26 protein-coding genes are annotated in these 24,461 nt (G+C 42.6%); 23 read left to right on the top strand and 3 right to left on the bottom strand.

The window, feature by feature from the left end:
• The first annotated feature begins 466 nt into the window (after positions 1–466).
• Complete coding sequence (locus OE749_RS17585; RefSeq protein WP_263713795.1) at positions 467–1,477, top strand: endonuclease/exonuclease/phosphatase family protein; 1,011 nt, start codon at positions 467–469, stop codon at positions 1,475–1,477.
• Between the two features lie 53 nt (positions 1,478–1,530).
• Here OE749_RS17585 and OE749_RS17580 read toward each other — a convergent pair whose 3' ends face one another.
• Positions 1,531–2,310, bottom strand: coding sequence for a substrate-binding periplasmic protein (locus tag OE749_RS17580; RefSeq protein ID WP_263713794.1), 780 nt, complete (start codon positions 2,308–2,310; stop codon positions 1,531–1,533).
• Positions 2,311–2,561: 251 nt separating this feature from the next.
• On the opposite strand from OE749_RS17580, the gene OE749_RS17575 reads away from it, so the two are divergent.
• Complete coding sequence (locus OE749_RS17575) at positions 2,562–2,996, top strand: DUF2721 domain-containing protein (RefSeq protein ID WP_263713793.1); 435 nt, start codon at positions 2,562–2,564, stop codon at positions 2,994–2,996.
• Positions 2,997–3,091: 95 nt separating this feature from the next.
• Here OE749_RS17575 and OE749_RS17570 read toward each other — a convergent pair whose 3' ends face one another.
• Positions 3,092–3,508: a hypothetical protein gene (locus OE749_RS17570; RefSeq protein WP_263713792.1), complete on the bottom strand. Its 417-nt coding sequence runs from the start codon at positions 3,506–3,508 to the stop codon at positions 3,092–3,094.
• A 319-nt stretch (positions 3,509–3,827) separates the two neighbouring features.
• Here OE749_RS17570 and OE749_RS17565 point away from each other — a divergent pair, with 319 nt between their 5' ends.
• From OE749_RS17565 to OE749_RS17550, 4 genes are all read left to right on the top strand, one after another.
• Positions 3,828–9,257: an RHS repeat domain-containing protein gene (locus OE749_RS17565; RefSeq protein ID WP_263713791.1), complete on the top strand. Its 5,430-nt coding sequence runs from the start codon at positions 3,828–3,830 to the stop codon at positions 9,255–9,257.
• Positions 9,258–9,281: 24 nt separating this feature from the next.
• Positions 9,282–9,698 carry a hypothetical protein gene (locus tag OE749_RS17560; RefSeq protein ID WP_263713790.1) on the top strand — a complete coding sequence of 139 codons (417 nt, stop codon included), beginning with the start codon at positions 9,282–9,284 and terminating at the stop codon, positions 9,696–9,698.
• 154 nt (positions 9,699–9,852) lie between these two features.
• Entirely contained in the window at positions 9,853–10,605 is a 753-nt protein-coding gene (locus OE749_RS17555) for an RHS repeat-associated core domain-containing protein (protein ID WP_263713789.1), read from the top strand.
• Positions 10,606–10,898: 293 nt separating this feature from the next.
• On the top strand, positions 10,899–11,495 hold the full coding sequence (locus OE749_RS17550; protein WP_263713788.1) for a hypothetical protein: 597 nt from the start codon (positions 10,899–10,901) through the stop codon (positions 11,493–11,495).
• 202 nt (positions 11,496–11,697) lie between these two features.
• Here the strand turns inward: OE749_RS17550 and OE749_RS17545 are convergent, their stop codons facing one another.
• Positions 11,698–11,835 (bottom strand): hypothetical protein, encoded by a 138-nt coding sequence (locus OE749_RS17545; RefSeq protein ID WP_263713787.1) that lies wholly within the window; start codon positions 11,833–11,835, stop codon positions 11,698–11,700.
• On the opposite strand from OE749_RS17545, the gene OE749_RS17540 reads away from it, so the two are divergent.
• From OE749_RS17540 to OE749_RS17460, 17 genes are all read left to right on the top strand, one after another.
• Positions 11,797–12,531, top strand: a complete 735-nt coding sequence (locus OE749_RS17540; protein WP_318527901.1) for an RHS repeat-associated core domain-containing protein — start codon at positions 11,797–11,799, stop codon at positions 12,529–12,531. The two genes, OE749_RS17545 and OE749_RS17540, sit on opposite strands and share 39 nt — an antisense overlap.
• A complete protein-coding gene (locus tag OE749_RS17535; RefSeq protein ID WP_263713786.1) occupies positions 12,532–13,047 on the top strand; it encodes a hypothetical protein in 516 nt (171 codons plus the stop codon).
• Positions 13,048–13,212: 165 nt separating this feature from the next.
• Complete coding sequence (locus OE749_RS17530) at positions 13,213–13,542, top strand: RHS repeat-associated core domain-containing protein (RefSeq protein WP_263713785.1); 330 nt, start codon at positions 13,213–13,215, stop codon at positions 13,540–13,542.
• A 63-nt stretch (positions 13,543–13,605) separates the two neighbouring features.
• Positions 13,606–13,902 (top strand): hypothetical protein, encoded by a 297-nt coding sequence (locus OE749_RS17525; RefSeq protein ID WP_263713784.1) that lies wholly within the window; start codon positions 13,606–13,608, stop codon positions 13,900–13,902.
• Between the two features lie 519 nt (positions 13,903–14,421).
• Entirely contained in the window at positions 14,422–14,751 is a 330-nt protein-coding gene (locus OE749_RS17520) for an RHS repeat-associated core domain-containing protein (RefSeq protein ID WP_263713783.1), read from the top strand.
• Positions 14,717–15,244 (top strand): hypothetical protein, encoded by a 528-nt coding sequence (locus OE749_RS17515; RefSeq protein ID WP_263713782.1) that lies wholly within the window; start codon positions 14,717–14,719, stop codon positions 15,242–15,244. Before OE749_RS17520 ends, OE749_RS17515 begins: the two co-directional genes overlap by 35 nt.
• Before the next feature lie 9 nt (positions 15,245–15,253).
• Positions 15,254–15,586: a hypothetical protein gene (locus OE749_RS17510; protein WP_263713781.1), complete on the top strand. Its 333-nt coding sequence runs from the start codon at positions 15,254–15,256 to the stop codon at positions 15,584–15,586.
• Positions 15,587–15,718: 132 nt separating this feature from the next.
• Positions 15,719–16,438, top strand: a complete 720-nt coding sequence (locus OE749_RS17505; protein ID WP_263713780.1) for an RHS repeat-associated core domain-containing protein — start codon at positions 15,719–15,721, stop codon at positions 16,436–16,438.
• Between the two features lie 21 nt (positions 16,439–16,459).
• Complete coding sequence (locus OE749_RS17500) at positions 16,460–17,095, top strand: hypothetical protein (protein ID WP_263713779.1); 636 nt, start codon at positions 16,460–16,462, stop codon at positions 17,093–17,095.
• 147 nt (positions 17,096–17,242) lie between these two features.
• Entirely contained in the window at positions 17,243–18,436 is a 1,194-nt protein-coding gene (locus OE749_RS17495; protein WP_263713778.1) for a polymorphic toxin-type HINT domain-containing protein, read from the top strand.
• 3 nt (positions 18,437–18,439) lie between these two features.
• Positions 18,440–18,874, top strand: a complete 435-nt coding sequence (locus OE749_RS17490) for a hypothetical protein (protein WP_263713777.1) — start codon at positions 18,440–18,442, stop codon at positions 18,872–18,874.
• A 151-nt stretch (positions 18,875–19,025) separates the two neighbouring features.
• Complete coding sequence (locus OE749_RS17485; protein WP_263713776.1) at positions 19,026–19,865, top strand: RHS repeat-associated core domain-containing protein; 840 nt, start codon at positions 19,026–19,028, stop codon at positions 19,863–19,865.
• A 669-nt stretch (positions 19,866–20,534) separates the two neighbouring features.
• Entirely contained in the window at positions 20,535–21,266 is a 732-nt protein-coding gene (locus OE749_RS17480) for an RHS repeat-associated core domain-containing protein (protein ID WP_318527900.1), read from the top strand.
• Positions 21,267–21,700: 434 nt separating this feature from the next.
• Positions 21,701–22,360, top strand: a complete 660-nt coding sequence (locus tag OE749_RS17475; protein WP_263713775.1) for an RHS repeat-associated core domain-containing protein — start codon at positions 21,701–21,703, stop codon at positions 22,358–22,360.
• A 13-nt stretch (positions 22,361–22,373) separates the two neighbouring features.
• Positions 22,374–22,838: a hypothetical protein gene (locus tag OE749_RS17470; RefSeq protein WP_263713774.1), complete on the top strand. Its 465-nt coding sequence runs from the start codon at positions 22,374–22,376 to the stop codon at positions 22,836–22,838.
• 206 nt (positions 22,839–23,044) lie between these two features.
• Positions 23,045–23,842 carry an RHS repeat-associated core domain-containing protein gene (locus OE749_RS17465; protein ID WP_318527899.1) on the top strand — a complete coding sequence of 266 codons (798 nt, stop codon included), beginning with the start codon at positions 23,045–23,047 and terminating at the stop codon, positions 23,840–23,842.
• On the top strand, positions 23,835–24,401 hold the full coding sequence (locus OE749_RS17460) for a hypothetical protein (RefSeq protein ID WP_263713773.1): 567 nt from the start codon (positions 23,835–23,837) through the stop codon (positions 24,399–24,401). The genes OE749_RS17465 and OE749_RS17460 overlap by 8 nt, the downstream gene beginning before the upstream one ends.
• The last annotated feature ends 60 nt before the right edge of the window (positions 24,402–24,461 follow it).

The following is a 24,461-nucleotide window of genomic DNA, read 5'->3' as shown; positions in this document are numbered from 1 at the left end:
CGAGTAATAGGTAATTACTCGAAAAGGAATGAACGCCAGCGCAGGACGTGCTGGCCGGGTGCGTTATCATGGACGGGTTCAAATTGAGATATCATGTCCTTCATTTCAAGATAAGGGCTTTCAAAAAGGTGCGGGCGTTGTATCTAAAATCATCGAGTAATCGATAGATTGACACAGAATTCAAATAAGGTCGCGTAAGCGGCCTTTTTTATGCCCGAACAAGCAGCGTTATATGAATTGGAACAGCTGAAAAGCCTTCCTCAAGTTGCTATTTACTTATAACTCACAAGCAGGCCTTTTACCTTTCCCATAGTCAGATGCTTGGCTTGATATAAAATTTACTCTGTTTCGCTTTCTTGACGTTTCCATGATGATTTAACCACGCCGAAATTTTCGTGCTACTCGTGCGACTTGTTAATGGTTATAAGCGCACATTGGCTAATGCTAAATCAATCAGGAGAATTCAATGAAAAAGGTATCACTCGCACTATTCACGCTTTGCGCTACAGTTAGTTCACCCAGTTACGCCGATGTTGATCCGTGGGTTGTCGCCGCCGATATTCCAGGGCTAATAACAGATTTATGGCCTAATGGCACTAGGGGTTCCAAGGGGGAATCTTTCGAACATCCTTCTACATCAAACAATTTGTCGGGTGAGTTTAACGTTGTCACTTATAACATTGACGGCTTTCCTGAATCTATTGGAGGCACCAGTAACGCAGCATTTAAAAAGCTAATTAAGATACTAAATAATCAACCTTATGACGTGGTTAACATGCAAGAGCTGTTTATCGAAGACAAACACGATCATATACGAGATCATATGGATACTGCTGCATTCCCTTACCGCTCTAAGCATCATCGTGGCACGCGGACGAGCTTTGGGAGTGGTCTGCTTAGGGTATCGAAACTCCCATTTGATAAAAATGACGGATTTGATCGGGAAGACTTTACTGATTGCCACGATATTGATTGTTACACCGAAAAAGGATTTACATTTCAGCGGCATTGGTTGAACAGTGAAGTGAGCGTTGATATTTACAATATGCATAACGACGCAGGCCGACAGAATGGTGATGTGAGAGCGAAACGCGCGGCAATGCGTCAGCTTGCAAATTATATCAACATCCATTCTGCTAACAGCATGGTGATAGTGGCAGGGGATTATAACTTAGGGTGGCACGATGAAACCAAACCTAACAGTGATGAATTTCTCAATATTGTGACGGAATTTTTAGCATCAACAGGCTTGTCGTTTTCATGCCAAATTACCCATGGTGGCGCGTACAATTCGTCGTTAGATGGATGTAAATATCACTTTCAAACGCCAGACAGAATCGCGTTCAAAGGAAGTAACCACTATAACCTAACGCCCACGCAACTTACTTTAGAAGAGGGAATATTTGTTAAAGACAATGGTAATGAAATTAGCGATCACTTGCCGTTAAAAGCAGAATTTACCTGGAGCCGCAAATAACTAATCGGTTGCATTCTATCGATGCGTCATATTTCGGTAGAATGCAATGCCTATCATTTTGAATGCGCAGCTTTTCCTTTCAAAATGTCCTGCGGTTCTTGTAATCCGTAACGAGACTTTAAGTGGGTGATAAAGGTGGGGTTAGATTCAATAAAGGCACTTAGTGACTCGACCACCTCAGGGTGTTGATTTGAAGACAAGCTAAAGCCGACGGTGTCATAAGGGAGAGAAGGGGCCAGCGCCAATGTGTCAGCCTGATTCATGATGGTTAAGAGGTTTTTAGCTACGTGATACTCAATATCTGCGCCAGTTACTCTGCCTTTGAGCACCAGCTCTAGCGCAGCTCGACTGTCGTTTACCTCAACAAGTGTTACTTTATTATTTTTCGCTAACTCTAACCATTTTACAGGCGTAAATCCGCGCGGCACACTTAAAGACTCAAACCTGTCGAGCGTACCTGGCAACCAGTCTTTCCTTACCATGGTGCCACCCATTGCGATCGTAAGCGGTTTACTATACGCCTTGTGGGGTGACTCATCGTGATGCCATTTGGCGTTATCAGGGTAAGCAAAGTCAACCGTGCCTTTGGTCAGCTCTCGCTTGAGTCTGGCAACAGGCAGTGGTTGATAAACAAATTTATAATTGTGAGCCTCAGCGAAGGCTTCTAGCAGAGCCCACGCGTAGCCCTTATCTGAACCGTGCTGAAAGTTGTAATGAGGATAATAATCAATTTTTTCGACACCCACGATAAATGTTTGTGCCTTATCTTGTGCAACAACCGATAAACCTGATGTCCAGAATGCGATTAAAACGCATAAAATAAATCGCTTCAAAAACTGACTCTTCGCTATTCCTGTCCGCTTAGTGTAAGAATAGAGCATTTAAAAAGTAAAGAACTATTCTGGCAAATATGCTTACCGATAAAATGATTCAACCCAAGTTTTAGCCATTATTAGATAATCAAAAGCGCAAATACCGAAGGGCTATCAACGAGTTATCTTAGTTAGTTGTGCTAGCCAGATTTGCTTGTTTTAACCATTGAGGCGTAGAATGAATCTATGACCAATATGCATAAGAGCTTAATATGGACTTATACGTAAGCGCGCTTACTCATGTTATACAGTTGGCGGTTGCGCCTGTATTTTTGCTCACCAGTATTGCTGGCTTTCTGGGGGTATTATCGGGACGACTCGGGCGCATTGTAGACCGAGCGCGAGATCTTGAAGAGAAAGTCATGCTGGTAGAAGACATGAATCGACAGAAACGTGTGGAGTATGAATTAAAAACCCTTTGGCGGCGGGTTCAGTTAGCAAATAAAGCGATAGGGCTTTGCACTGCGGCGGGTTTGATGGTGTGTATTGTTGTAGTCGGGTTGTTTGTTGGAGACTACTGGACGCTGCTCATCGGCGAATGGATCGTCGCGTTTTTTGTCACCGCGCTCATTCTACTCATATTAGCGTTAATTCTATTTTTAAAGGAAGTTCAACTGGCTACGCGAATTTTAAAGCGGATCACGTAATGTCGGTGTTTCAATAAAAGTTGGAGTACATAGAGCAATTGGCTACGTCGTTTCGTTAACGGCGTGAAACGACGTAATGCTACTATGATTAAGCGCTATTTTATCGCGTTGCCAAATTCGTCAGACATCGCAACAGGCGAGCCGAGCAGGTCGGTGTGCATGAAAATGACGCGTCTCTCGTTACTCAAGTGCGTTACGGTATATTCATCACTGTACTGCGCCACCTCTTCACACTGAGTTTGCATGCTAGGAGGGACATTAATACAGGCAATCACTCGAAATACATCGCCTTTTTCAGTCGACTCAACGGCCAATGTCGTGGCTTGTGTTAGCGGAAGGTGATTCCAGCTATTGCCATTGTCTTTGCTGTACTCCAACCGATACGCATCAGCAAAGTCAATCTCGGTCCACTGAAATGTTAGGGGTTTGGTAGATGCCAGGCTTGCGTTTGAAACTATAAGCAACAGAACAAACATCAAAACATTGAATGATATAACGCTGTTTCCTTTCACGAGTTGTCCTTTATAAATACATACTATCAGCAGTCTTCAACCATATGGTAAACAGAATGCCATGAAAAAATGAGCGCGAATTTTAGCCTTACTCGCGCACGGTGGCAACGCCAATTCAACATCATATTGTGGCATTATTAATTGAGTGGCTCTATGCCGTGTTTTACTGCTTATATATGAACAGTTTCTGTTCAGTTCACCCTTGATCTGTCTTGCATATTTGTACCGCTACCATTAAGCTTTGCGCGCTTTTTAAAGCAGGCCTGTTTTTAAGACAAAGAATGTCTTTAGCTGTAATCAAAAAGGAGTTGTGCACATTATGACATGCGCACTGGCAAAGCCAAATTTCAAATCCCTTACCGCTTTTGTTCTGTCGCTAATCGTCAATGTGATTGTTGGTGTAGTGAGCATGCCGCATGCTTATGCCAGTGATCTGACAACGAATTTCGTATACAAGCATGAATCTTTAACTCGCCATCATTATGCTTCGATGAAGGAAATAGCCGAAGATGTCGATCCAAGTTCAGGGCAACTCTCGCTGGCGGTTACCGATATTAGCATTCCCGGCAATAACGCATTGAAAGTCGAGTTGCGCCGAAAATTAGAGCCTACTTACGGTTATTTGCCTGGCGACAGTACAGGTGAATTTGGCGCGGCTTCTCATACTAACGGAAGTGGTGAGTACCTGATGGCGATTCGGCAAAATGTTAGCGCTTGGACGTTAGATTTGCCCTATATTCGTGCGAAGTTTGCCAATACCCGAAGTACAAGTTACAAACACATAATAGGCAAGCAAGCATTACGTCGCGACCAGCTGTGCTCTAGAACGGATTTTGAAGAAATAGCTTGGCATGTTAATGGTAGTGCACAAAGAAATTACATGCACCCGTTCCAATACTGGGATGGATTACTGTTGCATATTCCCGGCAAAACTACCGAACAATTGCTGACGCGTTCAACCGAAGGCAGCCAACAAACGCCTAGTGGCTATTTGAGTACAGCAGGTGAAACCCCCTCACGTTTCACTAAAAGTAACTATGCGGTTACGCGCTGCTTAACCATAGATGATCCGTACAGACCGGGCGAGACCATTGAAGGGTTTGAAGTGGCAGGCCCAGACGGTATGTTGTATCAGTTTGGTGCGGTGAAAGACTTTATTGATGACTTTATGGTGCCAGAGAGCTCGCCTGCTATGAAGTGGCGCCGCATGTTAATGATCACACGTATCGAAGATCGATTCGGTAATTATGTCGAGTACAACTACAATGACAATGCCGAGCTAATCAGTATAGAAAGCTCTGATGCACGCAGAATAGACATTCAATGGGAAGGCACACCCCACTCAGAAGACCCATTATCATTACGTCGTATCGCATCGGCAACCGCAAACGGACGTAAGTGGTCGTACTCCTATTATAACTCCGGACAACTGCATCTTGTGACATTGCCCGATGATAAATTTTGGGAATATCCTCAAATAAGTAGTGTGGCTGGCACGGATAGGCTTCCCGAAAGTTCTCTAAAATCAGGCACATGTTCAGTCCCGAGTGAAATAGGTGGGGGCGTGTATAAAGTTACCGATCCAGATGGTTTGGTAACGGAATATACAATACGTGATACTTATCACGGTACTTATAACACACCAACGTCGGTTCTGGCTGAAGTTGGCAATCCCATATATGACCCATTCAACCGCCTTAAAGGGGTAGGTGAAGGCGACTTAATCACGTTGGGAGGAGACGGTGCGACGCCAGATTCAGTCGCTCCTAATCTTAGTGAGAGTATACCTGACGATGCGCAGCCTACATTAACAACGCCGCTTAATCTAATAATAAACGGCGATGCCCCTGAGCTTGACGAGCAGTTGCTTCAAAGCACGGAAAATTGGAACAACTTACTACAAAACGGCGATTCGGCAGAAACACAATCGTCTTTGCAAGCCGATCTTGATGGGCGTGTGCGGTTTGACAATGTATTTTGTAAAATTCATTCGTCGGTAGTGAAGAAAGCCATTTACGCTGATCCCGAAGCTGTGTCTACCTCAACGCCCACATACACGTGGCATTACCAATACTCTCAAAATACGGGGTATTATGGCAAAATTGACTACGGCGTCGATGATATAGGTGGGAATGCAAATGAACCTAGAAGTTATATTGCTAAAGCAAACAATGCTGAAAGCGCCAAGCTACCAATAACCAATGATATTAATACCCCAGATCGTGTAAGAAATGATCCGGCTAGATTTAAAACCACCACGGTTATTAGCCCAGCTAATAAAAAAGTCTATTATGTCGATCGTTCTAGCCTTTCACGTACTCTCAATAAACCTTTAGTGATAGACACGTTCTCGTTAACAGGCCAACTGTTACAACGTGAAGAGTTTAAGTACGACGGCGTGTATATCGCAGACGGAAAATTCCGTGGGTTAAGAACCGAAATCATCAATGAAGACATAACGATACTAAATGATAAATCGTACTTGAAAAATGCCGCACAATTGGAAGAGCGAGTCAATCTCACCTCAAAAACCACGACGGTGTTTTCAGAGGATGGTAACGCGCCTAACACCTACACCGTTAACTATACCCAATACAATATGTATGGGGGGCTAGAAAAAACAGAAGAATTTAATGACTTTTCTGGCAACCGAAAATACACCCGCAACACCTACGCAACCTATCTTAATGGTCAAGCAAATTGGGTAAACCTGCCCACAAAAACAGAGCTATCGAAAGATGACGTTCAATATATTGAAGTGAGCGCCACGGAATACGACCCTTACTTCTACTATGCGCCGAAACGTGTGTCTCGCTACGGTAACTGGGTGAGCCAAGTATCGGCGTATCATCAGGATCCCATTCCGGCCTCTACCTCAAATTCGAGTGCCACGCATGTGTTTGGGTTACCCAAAACCATAGAGTTTAATGCCCCAGTTCAATTTGCTTCAGGCCAGGATAACCAATACAGAAAAATCACCTACGACAAATATAAGCGCGGCGTAGCACTGCGAACCCGTTTTTATGATAGGTACACAGATGCGGCTGAGGTAACAGCCTCAAAAGAGGTAGACGATAACGGTTGGGTTATCAGTGAAACAACGCTAGGCGGTGTATCGGTTAAGTACCAACACGACCAAATGGGGCGTATGTTGACCGTAAATTTACCTAAAGACACAACGAACGATCGTGACTGGTTAGACTTTCATTACGCTTGGGAAGGGCTAGGCGAAGCAAACGAGCTAGTTATTTCTCGTTGTAACTTAAATAATGATGGAAAAAATTGTGATGAAGGCTCGACGCGCTACAGCGAAACAGTGACGTATGACTTTCTGATGCGTCCGGTTTTAACCATAAGGCAAGACCTCGGTTCAAACCTTACCCGTTATCAGGAAAAAACGTTTGACGAACAAAACCGCGAAATATTCACGTCATTTATTACTAGCAGCAAAGCACTTAATAAACTAGGTACCAGCAAAACGTTTGACGGATTGGGCCGACTGAAAGAGGTGTCTACCACCGATGGCGGCACCATTACCCATGAATATTTGAGTCAAAATCGAATTAAAGTGACCGATGCGCGGGATCAGGTGACAGTCACGGCGTATCAAGCCTATGGAACGCCAGCGTATGACGCGTTTACGCAAATGGATTCACCAGAAGGTGTGCGCACGGCGCAAATCTTCGATATTGTGGGGAATGTAACACAGATCTCGCAAACCGACACCCAACCAGACAGCAGCGCAAAAGGCGTAGAAACCTTAACTGAATACCGCGTTTACGACAGCAATAATCAACTGTGCGCAGTCCAACGGGCAGACGTTGGAACAACCCGTTTTACACATTCGGTGTTGGGGCAGTTACAGGCAGTCTCATACGGTGAAAGTGCGGGCAGCACCAGTGAGTGTGGGGCGCACTCAGCCGACAAAGTGATTCGCTATCAGTACGATAATTTTGGTGATATTCACACTATTACCTATCCGGATATGACCGAAAACGTCACGCATACTTATGACCTTCACGGTAACTTAACACAGCTAGTGAATGGCAGTATTGAATGGACTTACGCATATAATAATCTTGATATGCTTGTGCGCGAAAGCCTAAGCGTAGACGACAAACGCTTCGACTTAGATTACGGCTATTCTTTACTGGGGCACAAAAGTAGTATCACTTACCCTGATGGCGACAACGTCACCTATGCGCCCAATGCGTTTGGCGAGCCGACACAGGCGGTGCGCTATCGTCAGAACGAAGCCAGTTTTACCTATGCGGCGGACGTGAAATACCATCCAAATGGATATATCCATACATTTGAATACGGTGGAACGGGCCAGAAGATAACACATAAAACGCAGCTAAATTCTCGTCAGCTACCCGAAACCATAAAAGATTTCTCTGACAACAGAACGGCGTTGGAATATACCTATACATACGACTATAACAACAACATTACTAAGCGCGAAAGCGGTGTACCCGAGCTATTTACCTTAACGGGGTTGCAATACGACGGCTTAGATCGCCTCACCCATGTGACGTCGTCCTCGGGAATGGGCGACAGTCAAATTCGTTACGATGGGTTGGGTAACATTACCTATTATCAAAGTGCAGGCAGAGATTTGGTGTATGAATACGATGCCAACACAAACCGTCTGATGCGCGTAAACGATAGCGGCGAAGACCAGAAAAACTACACGCAGTTGGCTTACGATTCGCGGGGTAATGTGACCAACACACCCAATAATCGCCTCATGTATAACGCTGCCAACCAACTGTTTCAGGCAGACACCCACAGCAGCAGTAACTTTTATTTTTACGATGGCCATAACCGCCGCGTAAAAGTACAAGACAGCGAAGGCACACATTACAGCGTATACAGCCAAGACGGCGTATTGCTGTATCAAGACACCCCCGCAGGCGGCGTAAACAACATTTACTTGGGTAGTAAACTGATCGCCAAAGACGGCTTCATCCCCAACCCCGGCGGCACTCAAAATCACCGCCCTTACGGCAGCAGCATAGAAGGCGAAGCCGACGACATCGGCTATACCGGACATAAATTCGACACCGACCTAGGGTTGAGTTATATGCAGGCACGATACTATGATCCAGTCATTGGGCGGTTTTATTCGAATGATCCGGTTGGGTTTGACAATGTTCATAACTTCAATCGTTATAGCTACGCAAATAATAACCCTTATAAATATATTGACCCTGATGGTCGAGATAGCTTCCTTGTAAGTCGAGCGTTAAAAGGTTTACCCATAGGAAATCACAACTTTATCGTTTCTCATGCAAAATATCTTGGCGATCCTAATGCAAAAGTGTATTCGTGGGGACCTCTTGACAATGGAAAGATGGGGTTTGTTAATCATGTCAACTCTGGAGGCGCAGCACAAACTTGGGAGGACGATGTTACGGCATGGCAATCCTTAAGTTCGGATGGAGCTGAAGGTGTTGCTTTTAGGGCTATTAATGCGTCAGATGGTGATGTGAGTTTCTTAGCTGGTACGGTTCAAGAAAATAGAGATTACAGATACGTGCCTAGCCTCGATACTGGTTCAGTAAATAGTAATTCTGCTGCTGGTGCTGTAGCACATGCAGCAGATGGCGGACCTACGGATGTACCAACTGGAGGGTGGCAGCCGGGACATCAGCAATCTTCAATCGTGAATGTTGGGAACTCACCAGCAGTTCATCGAGTATCTGGTAGAATTGAATCAAAAAAAATATCTAAAGAACTAGATTAACCTGAATTTTAGGAAACGACAAAAATGAAAGTATTAAAGTTATTTGTTTTATTGTTGTTATTTATGGCTCTGTTTGCATTTCTTTATTACGGAGAGACCTCAATTAAAGAGGGGCATAAATATGGTCTTTCTGTTGGGGATGATAAAGATAAGGTTTATGGAAGCTTAAACAAATTTCTCTCTGAAATTAAAGGGGCCAGAGACAAAGTCTTTATAAAGATTAAGGTAAGTGAAGGCTCTTCTAAACTTCTTGTTACCGATGTGGGTTTTGATATTTTTGTTGAACCATTTTTTCACAAAAAATCTGGCGAAGATTTTAAAGAAAATGATAGATGGGTTTTTTATCTAAATGCTAGCTCTATGGATATTGTTGAATTGAGGTTTGATAAAGGTAAGTTATCTGAGATATACAGAAATAGAAGATTAATAGAATTACCATAAGGCACAATTATTTTGAATCCAACGCCCCGCACTAGCGGGGCTGCTACCGTCTGACTATTGCCTCTGACGATTTTCACTAACAAGCCATAACCGCCACGTAAAAGTACAAGACAGCGAAGGCACACATTACAGCGTATACAGCCAAGACGGCGTATTGCTGTATCAAGACACCCCCGCAGGCGGCGTAAACAACATTTACTTAGGTAGCAAACTGATCGCCAAAGACGGCTTCATCCCCAACCCCGGCGGTACCCAAAATCACCGTCCTTACGGCAGCAGCATAGAAGGCGAAGCCGACGACATCGGTTATACCGGACATAAATTCGACACCGACCTAGGGTTGAGTTATATGCAGGCACGATACTATGATCCAGTTATCGGGCGTTTTTACTCGAATGATCCGGTTGATGCATTGGGGCACTTAGCTTCTGGCAATGTGCAAGGGTTTAATCGTTATGCTTACGCTAATAACAACCCATACAAATATGTAGATCCTGATGGAAATGAGTCTCGAAGTGCAATCGTAAATGAAGCGATTACTAAAGATTATTTAAAAGGCAAAGCCACAAAGAAAGATGTCACAGCAAATGCAATTGCAATAGGGGGAGGAAAAGCAGGTAAGTTTGTAATCGAAAACTTAACTCCTATGGGCCTATATATGGACGTTGCTGAAAATCTAGATAATGGTGACGTACCAATTAATGAAGCTTTGGGCGAAGGAAGCGAAAAGGGAGCAGGAAAAGCTGGAGATGTAATGCAAGATGACTTAAAAGCTGGGGGATCTATTAGGGCTACGATTGTTAAAGAAGTTGTGGTCAAATTGATCGGGGAAGGCGTGAAGCAGGGTTCTGAAAAAATAGATGAACTGGCAAATAAAGAGATAGATCAAAAACTTGAAGAGAAATAAATACGAACACGAAAAGTCTGAAAGCAAAATACCTATTATCTTCAAATTGATAGGCTACGCTGCTTTAGCAATTTGGACTGGGTACACGGTTTATTCGGCTCTAGAAAATGACACTATTTTTTATCGAGGAAAAGAGTTTCAATCTGAGTCGAGTGGTTTTAATTCCGGATTTGTACTCTGGGGAGGAGCTTGTGCTTTATTCGTCTATTTATTCTTTGATGAATGCATAAGATATATTGTTCGTAAATTGAGAAAGTAAGCATTCTAATATGATCATTATCACAAGATTAATTATGTTGGCTTCAGTTGTAACCATGCTTGTTACTATACAGTCATTTGCATCGGCCTCATTTGAAGGTTACATAAAATATGAAATAGACGTTAAACCTCTGCACCCTGAATTGAATATTGCTTACCTTCAGAGCTTGTATGGAACTCACTTAACTACTTACTACAAGATAGGTAAATACAAAACAAGCATAATGGGTGGCAATACAGATTGGGAACTATATGACTCGCAGACTAACAAGCAGTATCTGAAACTGCACAACAAGAGTAATGTCGTAGAGTACGATGGTTCAGATGAAAAACGAGAACTGCAATCAATACACATGGAAAATTCTTCCGATGTTATACTTGGCCGCAATACAAAAACTCTTGTTATTGAGTATATAGACGGCTCTAAGCTTAAGTATTGGTACGATCCCTCAATTTTTGTATCTCCTGAGCAATTCGAAAAACTTCGTTTTGGATACCTCAATAGATACTGGGAGACTGCGAAATCCCCATACTTAAAATATGAAAGGTACACAAAATATACAATAGTTACTCATACAGCAACTCAAATAGAGCGAACAAAGTTGGATTCTACTTTTTTCAAACTTAAGTGATACCAATGAGAAACTAGTTTTGAATCCAAAGCCTCGCACTCGCGGGGCTGCTACCCTCTGACTATTGCCTCTGACGATTTTCACTAACAAGCCATAACCGCCACGTAAAAGTAAAAGATAGCAAAGGCACACATTACAGAGTATTCAGCCAAGACGGCGTATTGCTGTATCAATACACCCCCGCAGGCGGCGTAAACAACATTTACTTGGATAACAAAGCCTGAGAATTCCACTGATCGCCAAAGACGGCTTCATCCCCAACCCCGGCGGCACCCAAAATCACCGCCCTTACGGCAGCAGCATAGAAGGCGAAGCCGACGACATCGGCTATACCGGGCATAAATTCGACACCGACCTAGGGTTGAGTTATATGCAGGCACGATACTATGATCCAGTGATTGGGCGGTTTTATTCGAATGATCCTGTTGGTTATACGGCTAAAAACCCTGTTATGTCGTTCAACCGTTATATGTATGTAAATAATAATCCTTATAAATATACAGACCCAGACGGTGAATTTTTTAATTTTGCATTAGGTGCAATCGGAGCTACTGTAGGCCCGATAACTGGTGGTGTTTCTTCTTATATGCAAAGTGGTGGTGATTGGGGGGCCACTATGGAAGGAGCTGGTGTAGGTGCAGGAATAGGCTTACTGGCAGGGGGTACTGGAGGAACTAGCTTAGTTGGTTTTGGAAAGGCTGCTGATAGGTCATTTAAAGCTAGTTCAGCCTCAAGTGCATTAAGCACAATGGGGAGCAGCTCGTTGAAAATGGCTGCGACATCTGGGGCATCAAATGCCGCAGGGCAGATAGTTGGAGGAGCAGAGGAAGTAAATATGACTCAAGTTGCGACTTCAGCGGCAGGTGGATTAATTCCAGGAGCAGGTGCGGGGGCGATTTTAGCGTCCACTGGGACAAAAGCAGTTAACTCTGTTGCTGGTACTGCAATCGCGACTGTAGTTGCTGATACACTTAATGTCGGAACACAAGCTGTGGCAAATGAAGTTGCGAAAGATCTAGAGAAAGACAAACAATAAATGAAAAAATCATTACCTATTAGTGACATATTAACAAAATATGGTAGTTTTTTAGCTGTCGTGTTTTGTATTGGTGGAATCTTTCCAATACTTAGTTACAGCTATCAATTAAATATCCCTTTTTGGTTCACGTTCAAGTATTTGGGCAGTGTAATAGCCATTGTAGTTATCGCGTACACATTGCGTGTGTTTAAGACTCGTGGGGCTATTAGAGCGTTATCATTTTTTATTGATAAAACTCTTAAAAGTGGAGTCCTATGCTTGATGACAACAGGATATGTCTTAGTAATTAACGCAAATGTAGGTACTCAGACAGAAACTTGTTTTGATGGAAAAGTTATCGATAAAAAGATAGACAGACAATCAGGTCTTACTTCCACTTTTATTATCGAATTAGATAAGGGTAATAGCACTTCTAAGTTGATAGTAAGCAAAAAAGAATTTGATCGTTATGTAAAAGGAGATTCTTATAAGTCTTGTTGGAATGAAGGCTTGCTCGGATTGCTGCATAAGTAGCCTGCATTCCATGATAATGTTTTTTGCTATGAAAGCCTCGCACTCGCGGGGCTGCCGTCGTCTCATTGATTGCTCTGACAATTTTCACTAACAAGCCACAACCGCCGCGTAAAAGTACAAGACAGCAAGGGCACACATTACAGCGTATACAGCCAAGACGGCGTATTGCTGTATCAAGACACCCCCGCAGGCGGCGTAAACAACATTTACTTGGGTAGCAAACTGATCGCCAAAGACGGCTTCATCCCCGACCCTGGCGGCACCCAAAATCACCGCCCCTACGGCAGCAGCATTGAAGGCGAAGCCGACGACATCGGCTATACCGGACATAAATTCGACACCGACCTAGGGTTGAATTATATGCAGGCACGATACTATGATCCAGTTATCGGGCGGTTTTATTCGAATGATCCAGTGGATGTTTTGGGGCACTTCAACAGAGGAAATCCAGTTCATGGATTTGGACACTATACTTACGCAAACAACAATCCATAGAAATATACTGATCCAAATGGTGAATGGGGATTAATTGGTGCTGCTGCTAGTATTGTGGGTTAAATGGGCGGTAACGTTGCTAATGGTGGAAACGCAACCGATAACTTAAGTGTGGCTTCGGCTGTAGGTGCTGGTGTTGGCGGAGCAATCGCAAATAGTGCTAAAGCCGTTGGTGCAGTCGCACCAAATATATACAAGGAAGTTATTGGCAAAGCTGTAACAGCTAATACTAGCCCTAGTAAAGCAATAGGAGCTGGTGTTGGAACCGCGATAGGTGAAACCGCTGGTCAGGAATGGAGTAAACTCAAAGATCAAATGGTTGACGAGATTAAAGAAGGGATCAAGGATGAAAAGGACTAAAACATTAGAGATAGGTAATGCTTAGAAGTATTTCTGTTTTGACCTTCGTATTACTGGGGCTATGTGAATTTTTAATAGTCTTAGCATTACTTGCCATAGCTTTATTTGGAGTTGTGGAGGAACCAAAAGCTACAGAGTTAGTAAAAGAACTATTCTTAATAGGCGCAATATTAATTGCACCGTTTCTAATTACAAGGTGGATTATAAGGTGTGAGTTTTGCTCAAAGGTTCTAATTACATTTAATAACCATGATGGAAAGTCAGTTAGTTGGGACAACTTATTGATTTCAATGGTTAGTAAGAAGCCCGTACGGTGCCCTCATTGTAGAAAACCGAACTACCTTCGTAATTAGAAGTCGAGTATTTAAGGTAACACTTTGAATCCAACGCCTCGCACTCGCGGGGCTGTCACCGTCTCATTGACTGCTCTGAAGATTTTCACTAACAAGCCATAAACGCCGCGTAAAAGTACAAGACAGCAAGGGAACACACTGCAGCGTATACAGCCAAGACGGCGTATTGCTGTATCAAGACACCCCCGCAGGCGGCGTAAACAACATTTACTTGGGTAGTAAATTGATCGCCAAAGACGGCTTCATCCCCAACCCCGGCGGCACCCAAAATCACCGTCCTTACGGTAGCAGCATGGAAGGCGAAGCGGACGACATCGGCTATACCGAGCATAAATTCGACACCGACCTAGGGTTGAGTTATATGCAGGCTCGATACTATGATCCAGTGATTGGGCGGTTTTATTCGAATGATCCGGTTGGGTTTACAGGGGAAATCGACTCCTTCAATAGGTATTCTTACGTTGCTAATAATCCATGCAAATATTACAGATCCTAACGGAGAGGCGAAAGTTTATACATGGAATGCAGGAGCAACAGCAACTGGAAAGTCTAGAGCTGGACATGCCGCTTTCGTAGGGAATGATGGGACATATTTAAGTATGTTTCCCAAAGACGGTAGCAAATTCAGCTCTCCGGCAGAGTTTCATACTTACGAGCAAGACCTAGCAATATATGGCAGGGCACCTGACATGATATTTGACGTAGGATTGACTGATGAGGCAGCAGCAATAAATTACGCGAAAGGACTTAAAGCAGATGTTAAAAATCAAATCTGGGATTTGGAGAATAATAACTGTGCAACAGTGACTGTAAATGCACTCAATGCTGGAGGGACTAATTTGCCTACTAATAATTACATGTCTCCTGTTCAAGTTGATGCGATGCTCAATATTGGAGCTGACGCTCCCAAAGGATCGACTGCTATTCCAGTTGTTTGTGTTTCAGGTAGAATAGAATCACGTAAGCTTGACGAAGCTAGTCAAAATTAGGGAAGAGTTATGAAAAAAATTGTTTTAGCTTCTGAAACGATGTTTTTTATTCCGGTTTTGCTAACAATAATAGATTACTCATTTTTGATTAAATTTATAAATAGCGCCTATGAATTCTTTGGAATTAGTACTGGAGGAACTCATTTATCATTGGGAGCATGGTCATTGCCTGTCTATTTATTGTTGTTTCCATTGATAGTTTTTATTGCTGAGTTTGGATTTCAGAAAGCCTTAAATTCAAGTAAAAGTCAAAAATACTATTTTTTCGGAATTGCAGGCGCATTTTCTTTTGTTGCATGGAGAATGTGCGTCAATGACTCGATACTGATAAATTTAGCATAATTATTTTGAATCCAGGGGCTGCCGTCGTCTCCTTGATTGCTCTGACAATTTTCACTAACAAGCCATAACTGCCGTGTAAAAGTACAAGACAGCAAGGGAACACACTACAGCGTATACAGCCAAGACGGCGTATTGCTGTATCAAGACACCCCCGCAGGCGGCGTAAACAACATTTACTTGGGTAGTAAACTGATCGCCAAAGACGGCTTCATCCCCAACCCCGGCGGCACTCAAAATCACCGCCCTTACGGCAGCAGCATAGAAGGCGAAGCAGACGACATCGGCTATACCGGACATAAATTCGACACCGACCTAGGGTTGAGTTATATGCAGGCACGATACTATGATCCAGTTATCGGGCGGTTTTATTCGAATGATCCGGTTGATGCTTTAAGTCATCTTTCAACACCAAACGGCATTCATGGATTTAATAGGTATGCTTATGCCAATAATAATCCATATAGGTATATTGACCCAACAGGGATGAGTTCTCAGAACGTAATTCCTACTTATTTGAAAGGAAAATCGGCTGAAGAAATTGGTGAGATGCTTAAAGAAGAGAAAAGCAAACCGAAAAACCAACAAAATAAGCAAAAGATTCGAGACCTACAAAAAGCTCAGAAAGGTCTTGGAGTAAGAAACAAACAAAAACGAAAAAATATCAGGCGTGGAGGGGGGAGAGGTGCTGCTGTTGTAGCCATATTGGGGCTAGTTGTAGATCTGTTTACTGACAACGAAGCTGAGGCTTCCGAAAACGATGACACCACTCCTGAACCAAACGAGCAAAATGAGGAAGATAGAGAAGAAACCCCAGAACCAAAGGAACCTCCTAAAAAAGAGGAAAAAACTTAATTTAAATGGCTGTAATTTATTATGGATAATTCTGATAATGTAAAGAGCTTATATCAGTCTATAGAGACAAATAGAAACTCTTATGAAAAAGAAGTTATTGCTTGGTTCTATGATACAGATGATGAGAACCTTCGCTCAATTTGCTTTGAATATATGAGTTACTTCGAAATGTTAGGTGAGAAGACTATTCTCGATGCACTAGCAAGCGATGAATTTGGTTTAGTGTGCCTTGCTTTAGAAGAAGTTGATTTCAATTCAGATGAAAAAATCAAAGAGCAACTAGTTAAAATAGCGAATGTTGGGGATGAACCATTTCTTGTAGCGTGGTCATTATTTCATTGTGTCTATTTAAGCTTTAACGAATTTCAGAAGTTTGAGCCTTTGAGATTTAAGTGGCGAGGCTCGACTATTGTGCGAGCCGCTTTGTGCTTTATGGATGCGGCTAAAAAAGCTGACTATGAATCTATATCTAACCTTCTTGTATATCTTAATAATAGCGATTATGAAGTGCGTTCAATAGCTGTAAGAGCCTCTGAGTATTTCTTTGGTAGTGCTTTTGAAAGCCTTGTAATATCAAGGTTGAAAGACCAAGAGAAAAAGGAAGAGCTGCCATTTTTGAAGGAACAAATCCAAGATTTAGTCGCTTTTAATATTTAAACATTTTGAATCCAAAGCCTCGTACTTGTGGGGCTGCCACCTTCTCATTGACTGCTCTGAAGGTTTCCACTAACAAACCATAACCGCCGCGTAAAAGTACAAGACAGCGAAGGCACACACTACAGCGTATACAGCCAAGACGACGTATTGCTGTATCAAGACACCCCCGCAGGCGGCGTAAACAACATTTACTTGGGTAGCAAACTGATCGCCAAAGACGGCTTCATCCCCAACCCCGGCGGCACTCAAAATCACCGTCCTTACGGCAGCAGCATAGAAGGCGAAGCCGACGACATCGGCTATACCGGACATAAATTCGACACCGACCTAGGGTTGAGTTATATGCAGGCACGATACTATGATCCAGTTATCGGGCGGTTTTATTCGAATGATCCGGTTGGTTATACGTCTGCAAACCCAGTCATGTCGTTTAACCGTTACCTATATGTAAATAACAACCCTTACAAGTACACAGATCCTAACGGTGAGTTTTTAGATACGATAATTGATGTTGCACTAATTGCTTATGACGTAGGAGACATGGCAATTAATGGTGTAAATGATACAAACTCTGCGTCACTTGCTGCAAATGTTGCCGGAGCACTTATTCCGGGTGCTACTGGGCTAGGTCTCGCTGCCAGAGCAGGTAAAGCAGGCAAAAGATCTTGTTGTTTCGTAGCAGGAACTCAAGCTCTAACTGAAGACGGCTATAAAAACATAGAAGACGTTAAGCTTGGTGAAAAGTTAAGGGCAAAAAACGTTGAAACTGGTGAGCAGGATTGGAAGCCTGTAGTTAAAATATTTAACGAGCCTGATCGCGGTATCTATGAAATTAAACTCCAAGGAAAAGATGGTTTCATTCAAAAAATTGAAGCTACAGATGATCATCCGTTTTACGTCGTAGACTCTGGATGGAAAACAACCATTGAGCTTAATGATGGTGACTACATAGAGACTGACGGTAACGGCCCTATGAAAGTTATTAGTGTAGTTGACGAAAAACGTCAGGCTCTTACATATAATTTCACCGTTGCGGATTTTCATACTTATTATGTGACCAAGAAAAATGTTTTAGTACATAATTGTGGTATCAAAATGAAAGATACCAATAAACCTGATGCTACAAGAGTAGATGGTGATCCGTCACAAGCTGTTGCTGAAGCAGGGTACGATAAAGCTAAATTACAGTGTGCAAAATGTAAATTGGAAACAAGTATTAAAAACCGTAAAGCAGAACAAAAACGAAAAGGCCCAGATGCTGGTTATGCGAAGAAAATTAAGTCGGAGCAGAAGCAATTGGACAAAGTGAATAGACGACTCAAAGAAGTTGAGGGGAGTTAATCGATGAATATCCTTCCTCTTAAAGGAACAGATAGGCTAGTTTTTGGTACTCATAAAGGCGAGATTGAAAAATTGCTAGGTCAGCCAGATAGTGTTGAGAACCCTAATGCTCAAGATGATACTAGTTCGGAGATTTATCAGTATGAATGTCTTGGTTTAGAGCTGTACTTCGATAAGGATTCAGGCTTCAGACTATGGGGAATAAGCGTTACTGATAGGACTGCGAACTTGAATGGGATTGCACCAATCGGGCTATCAGAGAAAGAGATCTTAAACGCTTTCTTTGATCTAGAGCTTGATGTTCACGATGGGGAGTTCAAGGAGTATGTTTTGCCAAAGCTAGGAATTGAGTTTTATCTTAAAGATGACTACGTTCAAAGGATAATGATAAACCCTGACTTAGAAGACTATTGTGATAGGTTTTCTGAGCAAGCTTAATATTTAATTTTGAATCCAAAGCCTCGCACTAGCGGGGCTACCACTATCTGATTGGCTGCTATGAAGGTTCCTTCTAACAAGCCACAACCGCCTCGTAAAAGTACAAGACAGCGAAGGAACACACTACAGCGTATACAGCCAAGACGGCGTATTGCTGTATCAAGACACCCCCGCAGGCGGCGTAAACAACATTTACTTGGGTAGTAAACTGATCGCCAAAGACGGCTTCATCCCCAACCCCGGCGGCACCCAAAATCACCGTCCTTACGGCAGCAGCATAGAAGGCGAAGCAGACGACATCGGCTATACCGGACATAAATTCGACACCGACCTAGGGTTGAGTTATATGCAGGCACGATACTATGATCCAGTCATAGGTCGGTTCTACTCTAATGATCCGGTTGGGTGGACGCCTGAAAATCCAGTAATGTCTTTTAATCGTTATCTGTACGTTAATAATAATCCGTACAAATACACCGACCCTAATGGTGAATTCTTAAATGCAATCACTGCTGGTGTGGGTGCATTAATTGGCGGTGTTAGCGGAGCAATTTCAGCGAGAGTCAGTACAGGCGACTGGAGTAATTCTGGAGCAGCTTTTGTTGGTGGAGCTATTGCTGGAGGAATTATTGGCGGTACTTTAGGTGCAGGTTCTGCTTACGCTGCACCTCTATCGGCAGCGGCAATGGAGGCCACAACAGCCACTGCTGTAGTAACAAGTGCAGCTACTGGGGGATTATCTAGTGCAGCTGGTGATGCTATAGGTCAAGTTATATCCACCGGAGAGGTAGGTGATGTTGGCTCTGTCGTTGCTTCTGGTGTTACAGGAGCTGTAACTGGTCCTTGGTCAACGTTGGCTAAAGCTGGCCAGATAGGAGTAGTTGGACAAGCTGCTATTCCTGCGACAATGAATACAGTGGCAACTCCATTAAAAGATGCTGGAGCCGAAATGATAAATGAAGTAATAGATGATAAGGAACAACAGGACTAATTATCTATGCCAAAGCAGTAAATATATTAATGGTTTGCTGCTTTCTAGAGAAAGCTTATATGAAAGATATGTCTATAGAACTTAAAACAAACTTTTTAGTTAACTTTATAAAGTTAAATTTAGCTCTAATAATTATATTGTTAGCCGCAAAAGCATATCACCACTTTGACTTTTACGGCCTCAATGAAATCTGGTTTATTCCATTAATGCTTTTAATTGGCTGGATCTATCGAATAAATTTTTTCGAAAAAATTCACTTTGATGTTGATGAGATAGATATAAGAGTTAGTAAAAATATATTCGGCTTTTCTTATATAAAGTTGGTCGATAGTAATTCGCAAGTAATCTTTTTTGATAGAGTAAACAAAGCAAACTTTAGCTGTAAACTCAGTGATAGGAATCTAAAGTTAGACTTTGAATTGGCTCCCAGATTTAAGCCCTTGTGCAAAATTACGAACATAGATTACTTTTGAATCCAAAGCCTCGCACTCGCGGGGCTGCCACCGTCTCATTGACTGCTATGAAGGTTCCCTCTAACAAGCCATAATTGCCGCGTAAAAGTACAAGACAGCAAGGCATACATTACAGCGTATATAGCCAAGACGGCGTATTGCTGTATCAAGACACCCCCGCAGGCGGCGTAAATAACATTTACTTGGGTAGCAAAGTCTGGGAATTCCACTGATCGCCAAAGACGGCTTCATCCCCAACCCCGGCGGCACTCAAAATCACCGTCCTTACGGCAGCAGCATAGAAGGCGAAGCAGACGACATCGGCTATACCGGACATAAATTCGACACCGACCTAGGGTTGAGTTATATGCAGGCACGATACTATGATCCAGTCATAGGTCGTTTCTATTCGAATGATCCGGTTGATGCATTGGGGCATTTGGATGGAGAAGCTGGCATAAAAGGGTTTAACCGACTTGCTTATGCGAACAATAACCCGTACAAGTACATTGATCCGAATGGTGAATCAGGAGTTTTAATATCTCCAAAGTTTACTCCTAGAGTAAGTCCTGTTGCACAAGGAGTCCGACAGGCCATTAACACTCAACAGCCTAAAACGAATCCTGTTCAGCAACAAACACAAAAAATCGCTAACCAAATGCGTGATACTGTTAAGAACAGTAAACCGGAAGTTAAACAGCCTTCTTTAAAAGAGGCTCCGAAGGCCCCCTCGGATACAACTGGTGGAATTGTATCGAGGTTAGTTAAACAGTTGATGAAACATGCTGACGACTTTGCAGGTGGGAATGCTGGTGCAAACACAACAGCACCAGATGCTTCGGGTTCTCAAGAAATGGATAATGACACCAAACGATTTATAGCCGAGGCTCAAATATTAATGGCACCACCAGCACCTCCACCCGAGTTGCGTGACCCTGAGGTAATATAGGAATTATATGTTTATCATAAAGTATGTTTTTGTGATCTTATATTGTACGTTTGCCTACAAGCTATCACGAAGTGAGCGAAGTTTTAATAACTGGTTATACGACTATATAAGCTCGAAAGACAAAGATAGTACAATCAAGAATTGCGGTATTCAGTGGTTATTGTTGTCGTTTGAGGACAGCCAAGATAAAGAGTCGTTGCAAACATGTTTGGGCACATTTCACGAAGAAATTCGCAAAAATCCTAGGCTCAACAGAATTGGTAGACGTGTCAAAGAAAAAGTATAAAACGTTTTGAATCCAAAACCCCGCACTAGCGGGGCTGCCGTCGTCTCATTGACTGCTCTGAAGGTTTTCACTAACAAGCCATAACCGCCGCGTAAAAGTACAAGACAGCGAAGGCACACACTACAGCGTATACAGCCAAGACGACGTATTGCTGTATCAAGACACCCCCGCAGGCGGCGTAAACAACATTTACTTGGGTAGTAAACTGATCGCCAAAGACGGCTTCATCCCCAACCCCGGCGGCACCCAAAATCACCGTCCTTACGGCAGCAGCATAGAAGGCGAAGCCGACGACATCGGCTATACCGGACATAAATTCGACACCGACCTAGGGTTGAGTTATATGCAGGCACGATACTATGATCCAGTGATTGGGCGGTTTTATTCGAATGATCCGGTGGATGCGTCGGGGCATATGCAGAGAGGCAATAATCCTGCTTATGGATTCAATCGTTATGCCTATGCAAACAATAATCCTTACAAATATAACGACCCAGATGGTGAGTATGCTCAAGCTGTGGCAGTATTTAATGGTGGTCGTAAAATAGGTCAAGCAATTAACTTTGCAACTGAAGTAATAACTGGAGCTAGTCTTTCAACGCACATTGCCGACCTCGCTTTTGATCTGATTCACAACAATGAATCTTCAAAAAATTCAGAAGGCGAGAGTTTGGTGAAAATAGTGAGCACATTAAGGATATCGATTTTACTGATCATGGGCGTGGAGACCATCCTAATCCACATGAACATCCGATCATACCAAATGAGACTGGTGGAACTCCTAAGCGAGGGCCTGCTAGACCTTTAAATGAGGGACAATAATGCCTACACCTAAATATTGCCTTGCCTTGTCAGGAAATGATTTAAACCAATCGGAAGTTTCCTGTACGGGTGAACAACTCTCACTGTTGTTAGGGGCAATTAACGAAACCACTAATAATTTTATGTGGTTTGCTTCCGATGTATCTGGTGTAAATATCGATCAATACTGGGAAACTTTTTCTTCTGGGAAACCTCAACCAGTCGACAGTAAATTGGACGTTTGTATACAACTTATAGAAGTCGAACAATTTTTATCTGGAGTGTTTTTTGTGACTGATGCTGATTTAAAGCCACTTTTCCAGCTAGAACACTACACAGAAGATGACCGATTTACGGATATTGAAGATGCAATTATTCAAATTAGGGCGTTTGATACTACCGTTTTTGAGGTTTACTCTTCAGATATAAATTTGATAGAGATCCTAAAAGAAAAGTTTGGAGGAAAACTCTTAGTTAACTCTTGAAAAAAATTTGAATCCAAAGCCCCGCACTCGCGGGGTTGTCACCGTCTGACTATTGCCTCTGACGATTTTCACTAACAAGTCATAACCGCCGCGTAAAAGTACAAGACAGCAAAGACACATTACAGCGTATACAGCCAAGACGGCGTATTGCTGTATCAAGACACCCCCGCAGGCGGCGTAAACAACATTTAATTGGGTAGCAAAGTCTGGGAATTCCACTGATCGCCAAAGACGGCTTCATCCCCAACCCCGGCGGCACCCAAAATCACCGTCCTTACGGCAGCAGCATAGAAGGCGAAGCCGACGACATCGGCTATACCGGACATAAATTCGACACCGACCTAGGGTTGAGTTATATGCAGGCACGATACTATGATCCAGTCATAGGTCGTTTCTATTCGAATGATCCGGTTGGGTTTACTGGTGAAGTAGATACATTTAACCGTTATTCTTATGTAGCGAATAACCCTTACAAGTATGTTGATCTCGACGGTCGAGAAAAAATTGCTGTACAAGGTAGCATAAACGTAGCTAAAGGTTTTGGATTCAGCGCTAACGTTGCTTTTATACTTGATACAGAACACTATGAGTTTACATTTGATCGCTCTTTCTCATTAAAATCTGGTGGAGCTGGCAAATTTTCTGGTGGATGGACCTTTTCTGATAGCCCTGAAAACCCGGTAGGAAACTCTACGGTATCAACTCTCACAGTCAACTTAAATCATAGTGCCGGTATACAATTGGGTGACACAAATTTAAAGCTTGGTGATAGTACAAATCTATTAGGTGTGAAGTTTAGTGAGGATGGCATTGAGAATATTTCTGGAAAACAAAGTGCTGGAAATGCGGGAATGTCAACTACAGGAAACGGCTCAATTGAAAACAATGTGATTGGTGCAGGTGTCGATTTTTCGGCTGATATAAAATATTCAAAGACCACCACTTTTTCGATAAAGAGGGTGTTTAGTAGGTTAGAATCAAAAGAGTTGGACAATAATGATTAAAGAATTATACGTTCTTAGTGCAAAGTGTATTTTTTCAGTTCTTTCAACTGCGTGGGCCATTGTTTTTGTCATAAGTTTGGCTATTGCATTACCTTTTTATCAAGCTTTCTGGCTGAGTTTAGAAATTGATAGTTCATTTTATGTAAAGGTTGCTTACTCCATCTTAGCATCAGTTATTTATTATTTTTTTACGTACGGCGCTGTTAAGTTGATGGATCGTATTTCTGAAGCGTTATATCAGTCGGGTATTCAAGACTACTTATCCATTATTCAAGTTTTCCTGTTGGCTGCGTTTCTGTTGTTAGTATGCGAAGCCTTGCTACAGCCTGATAGTAAAATCTTTGATAGCTCACTTAACAAACATTTAACGCTTCTAGCTATTTACTTTGCAGTAGGAAGTTACAATAACAATCGTTCTTGGCTTCTTCGTATATATTTTGGGAATGTTTTTGCTAAAGGGCGAATTACTAAAGAAGAAAGAGTAAAAACGATGGTGACATTGTTGTTCACTTTCGGAGTAGTGCTTATAGTATATTTTCTTAAAACAATAGATGTATGATAAGGGAATGACTAAATGGCCGAGTTAATTGCTCAGAATGGTTATTATCATGTTGTGATG

The organism is Fluctibacter corallii (genome assembly GCF_025751585.1).
GTDB lineage: Bacteria > Pseudomonadota > Gammaproteobacteria > Enterobacterales > Alteromonadaceae > Fluctibacter_A > Fluctibacter_A corallii.
The sequence above is the reverse complement of the archived record's forward strand: the minus strand, read 5'-3'. Positions and strand labels throughout refer to the sequence as shown.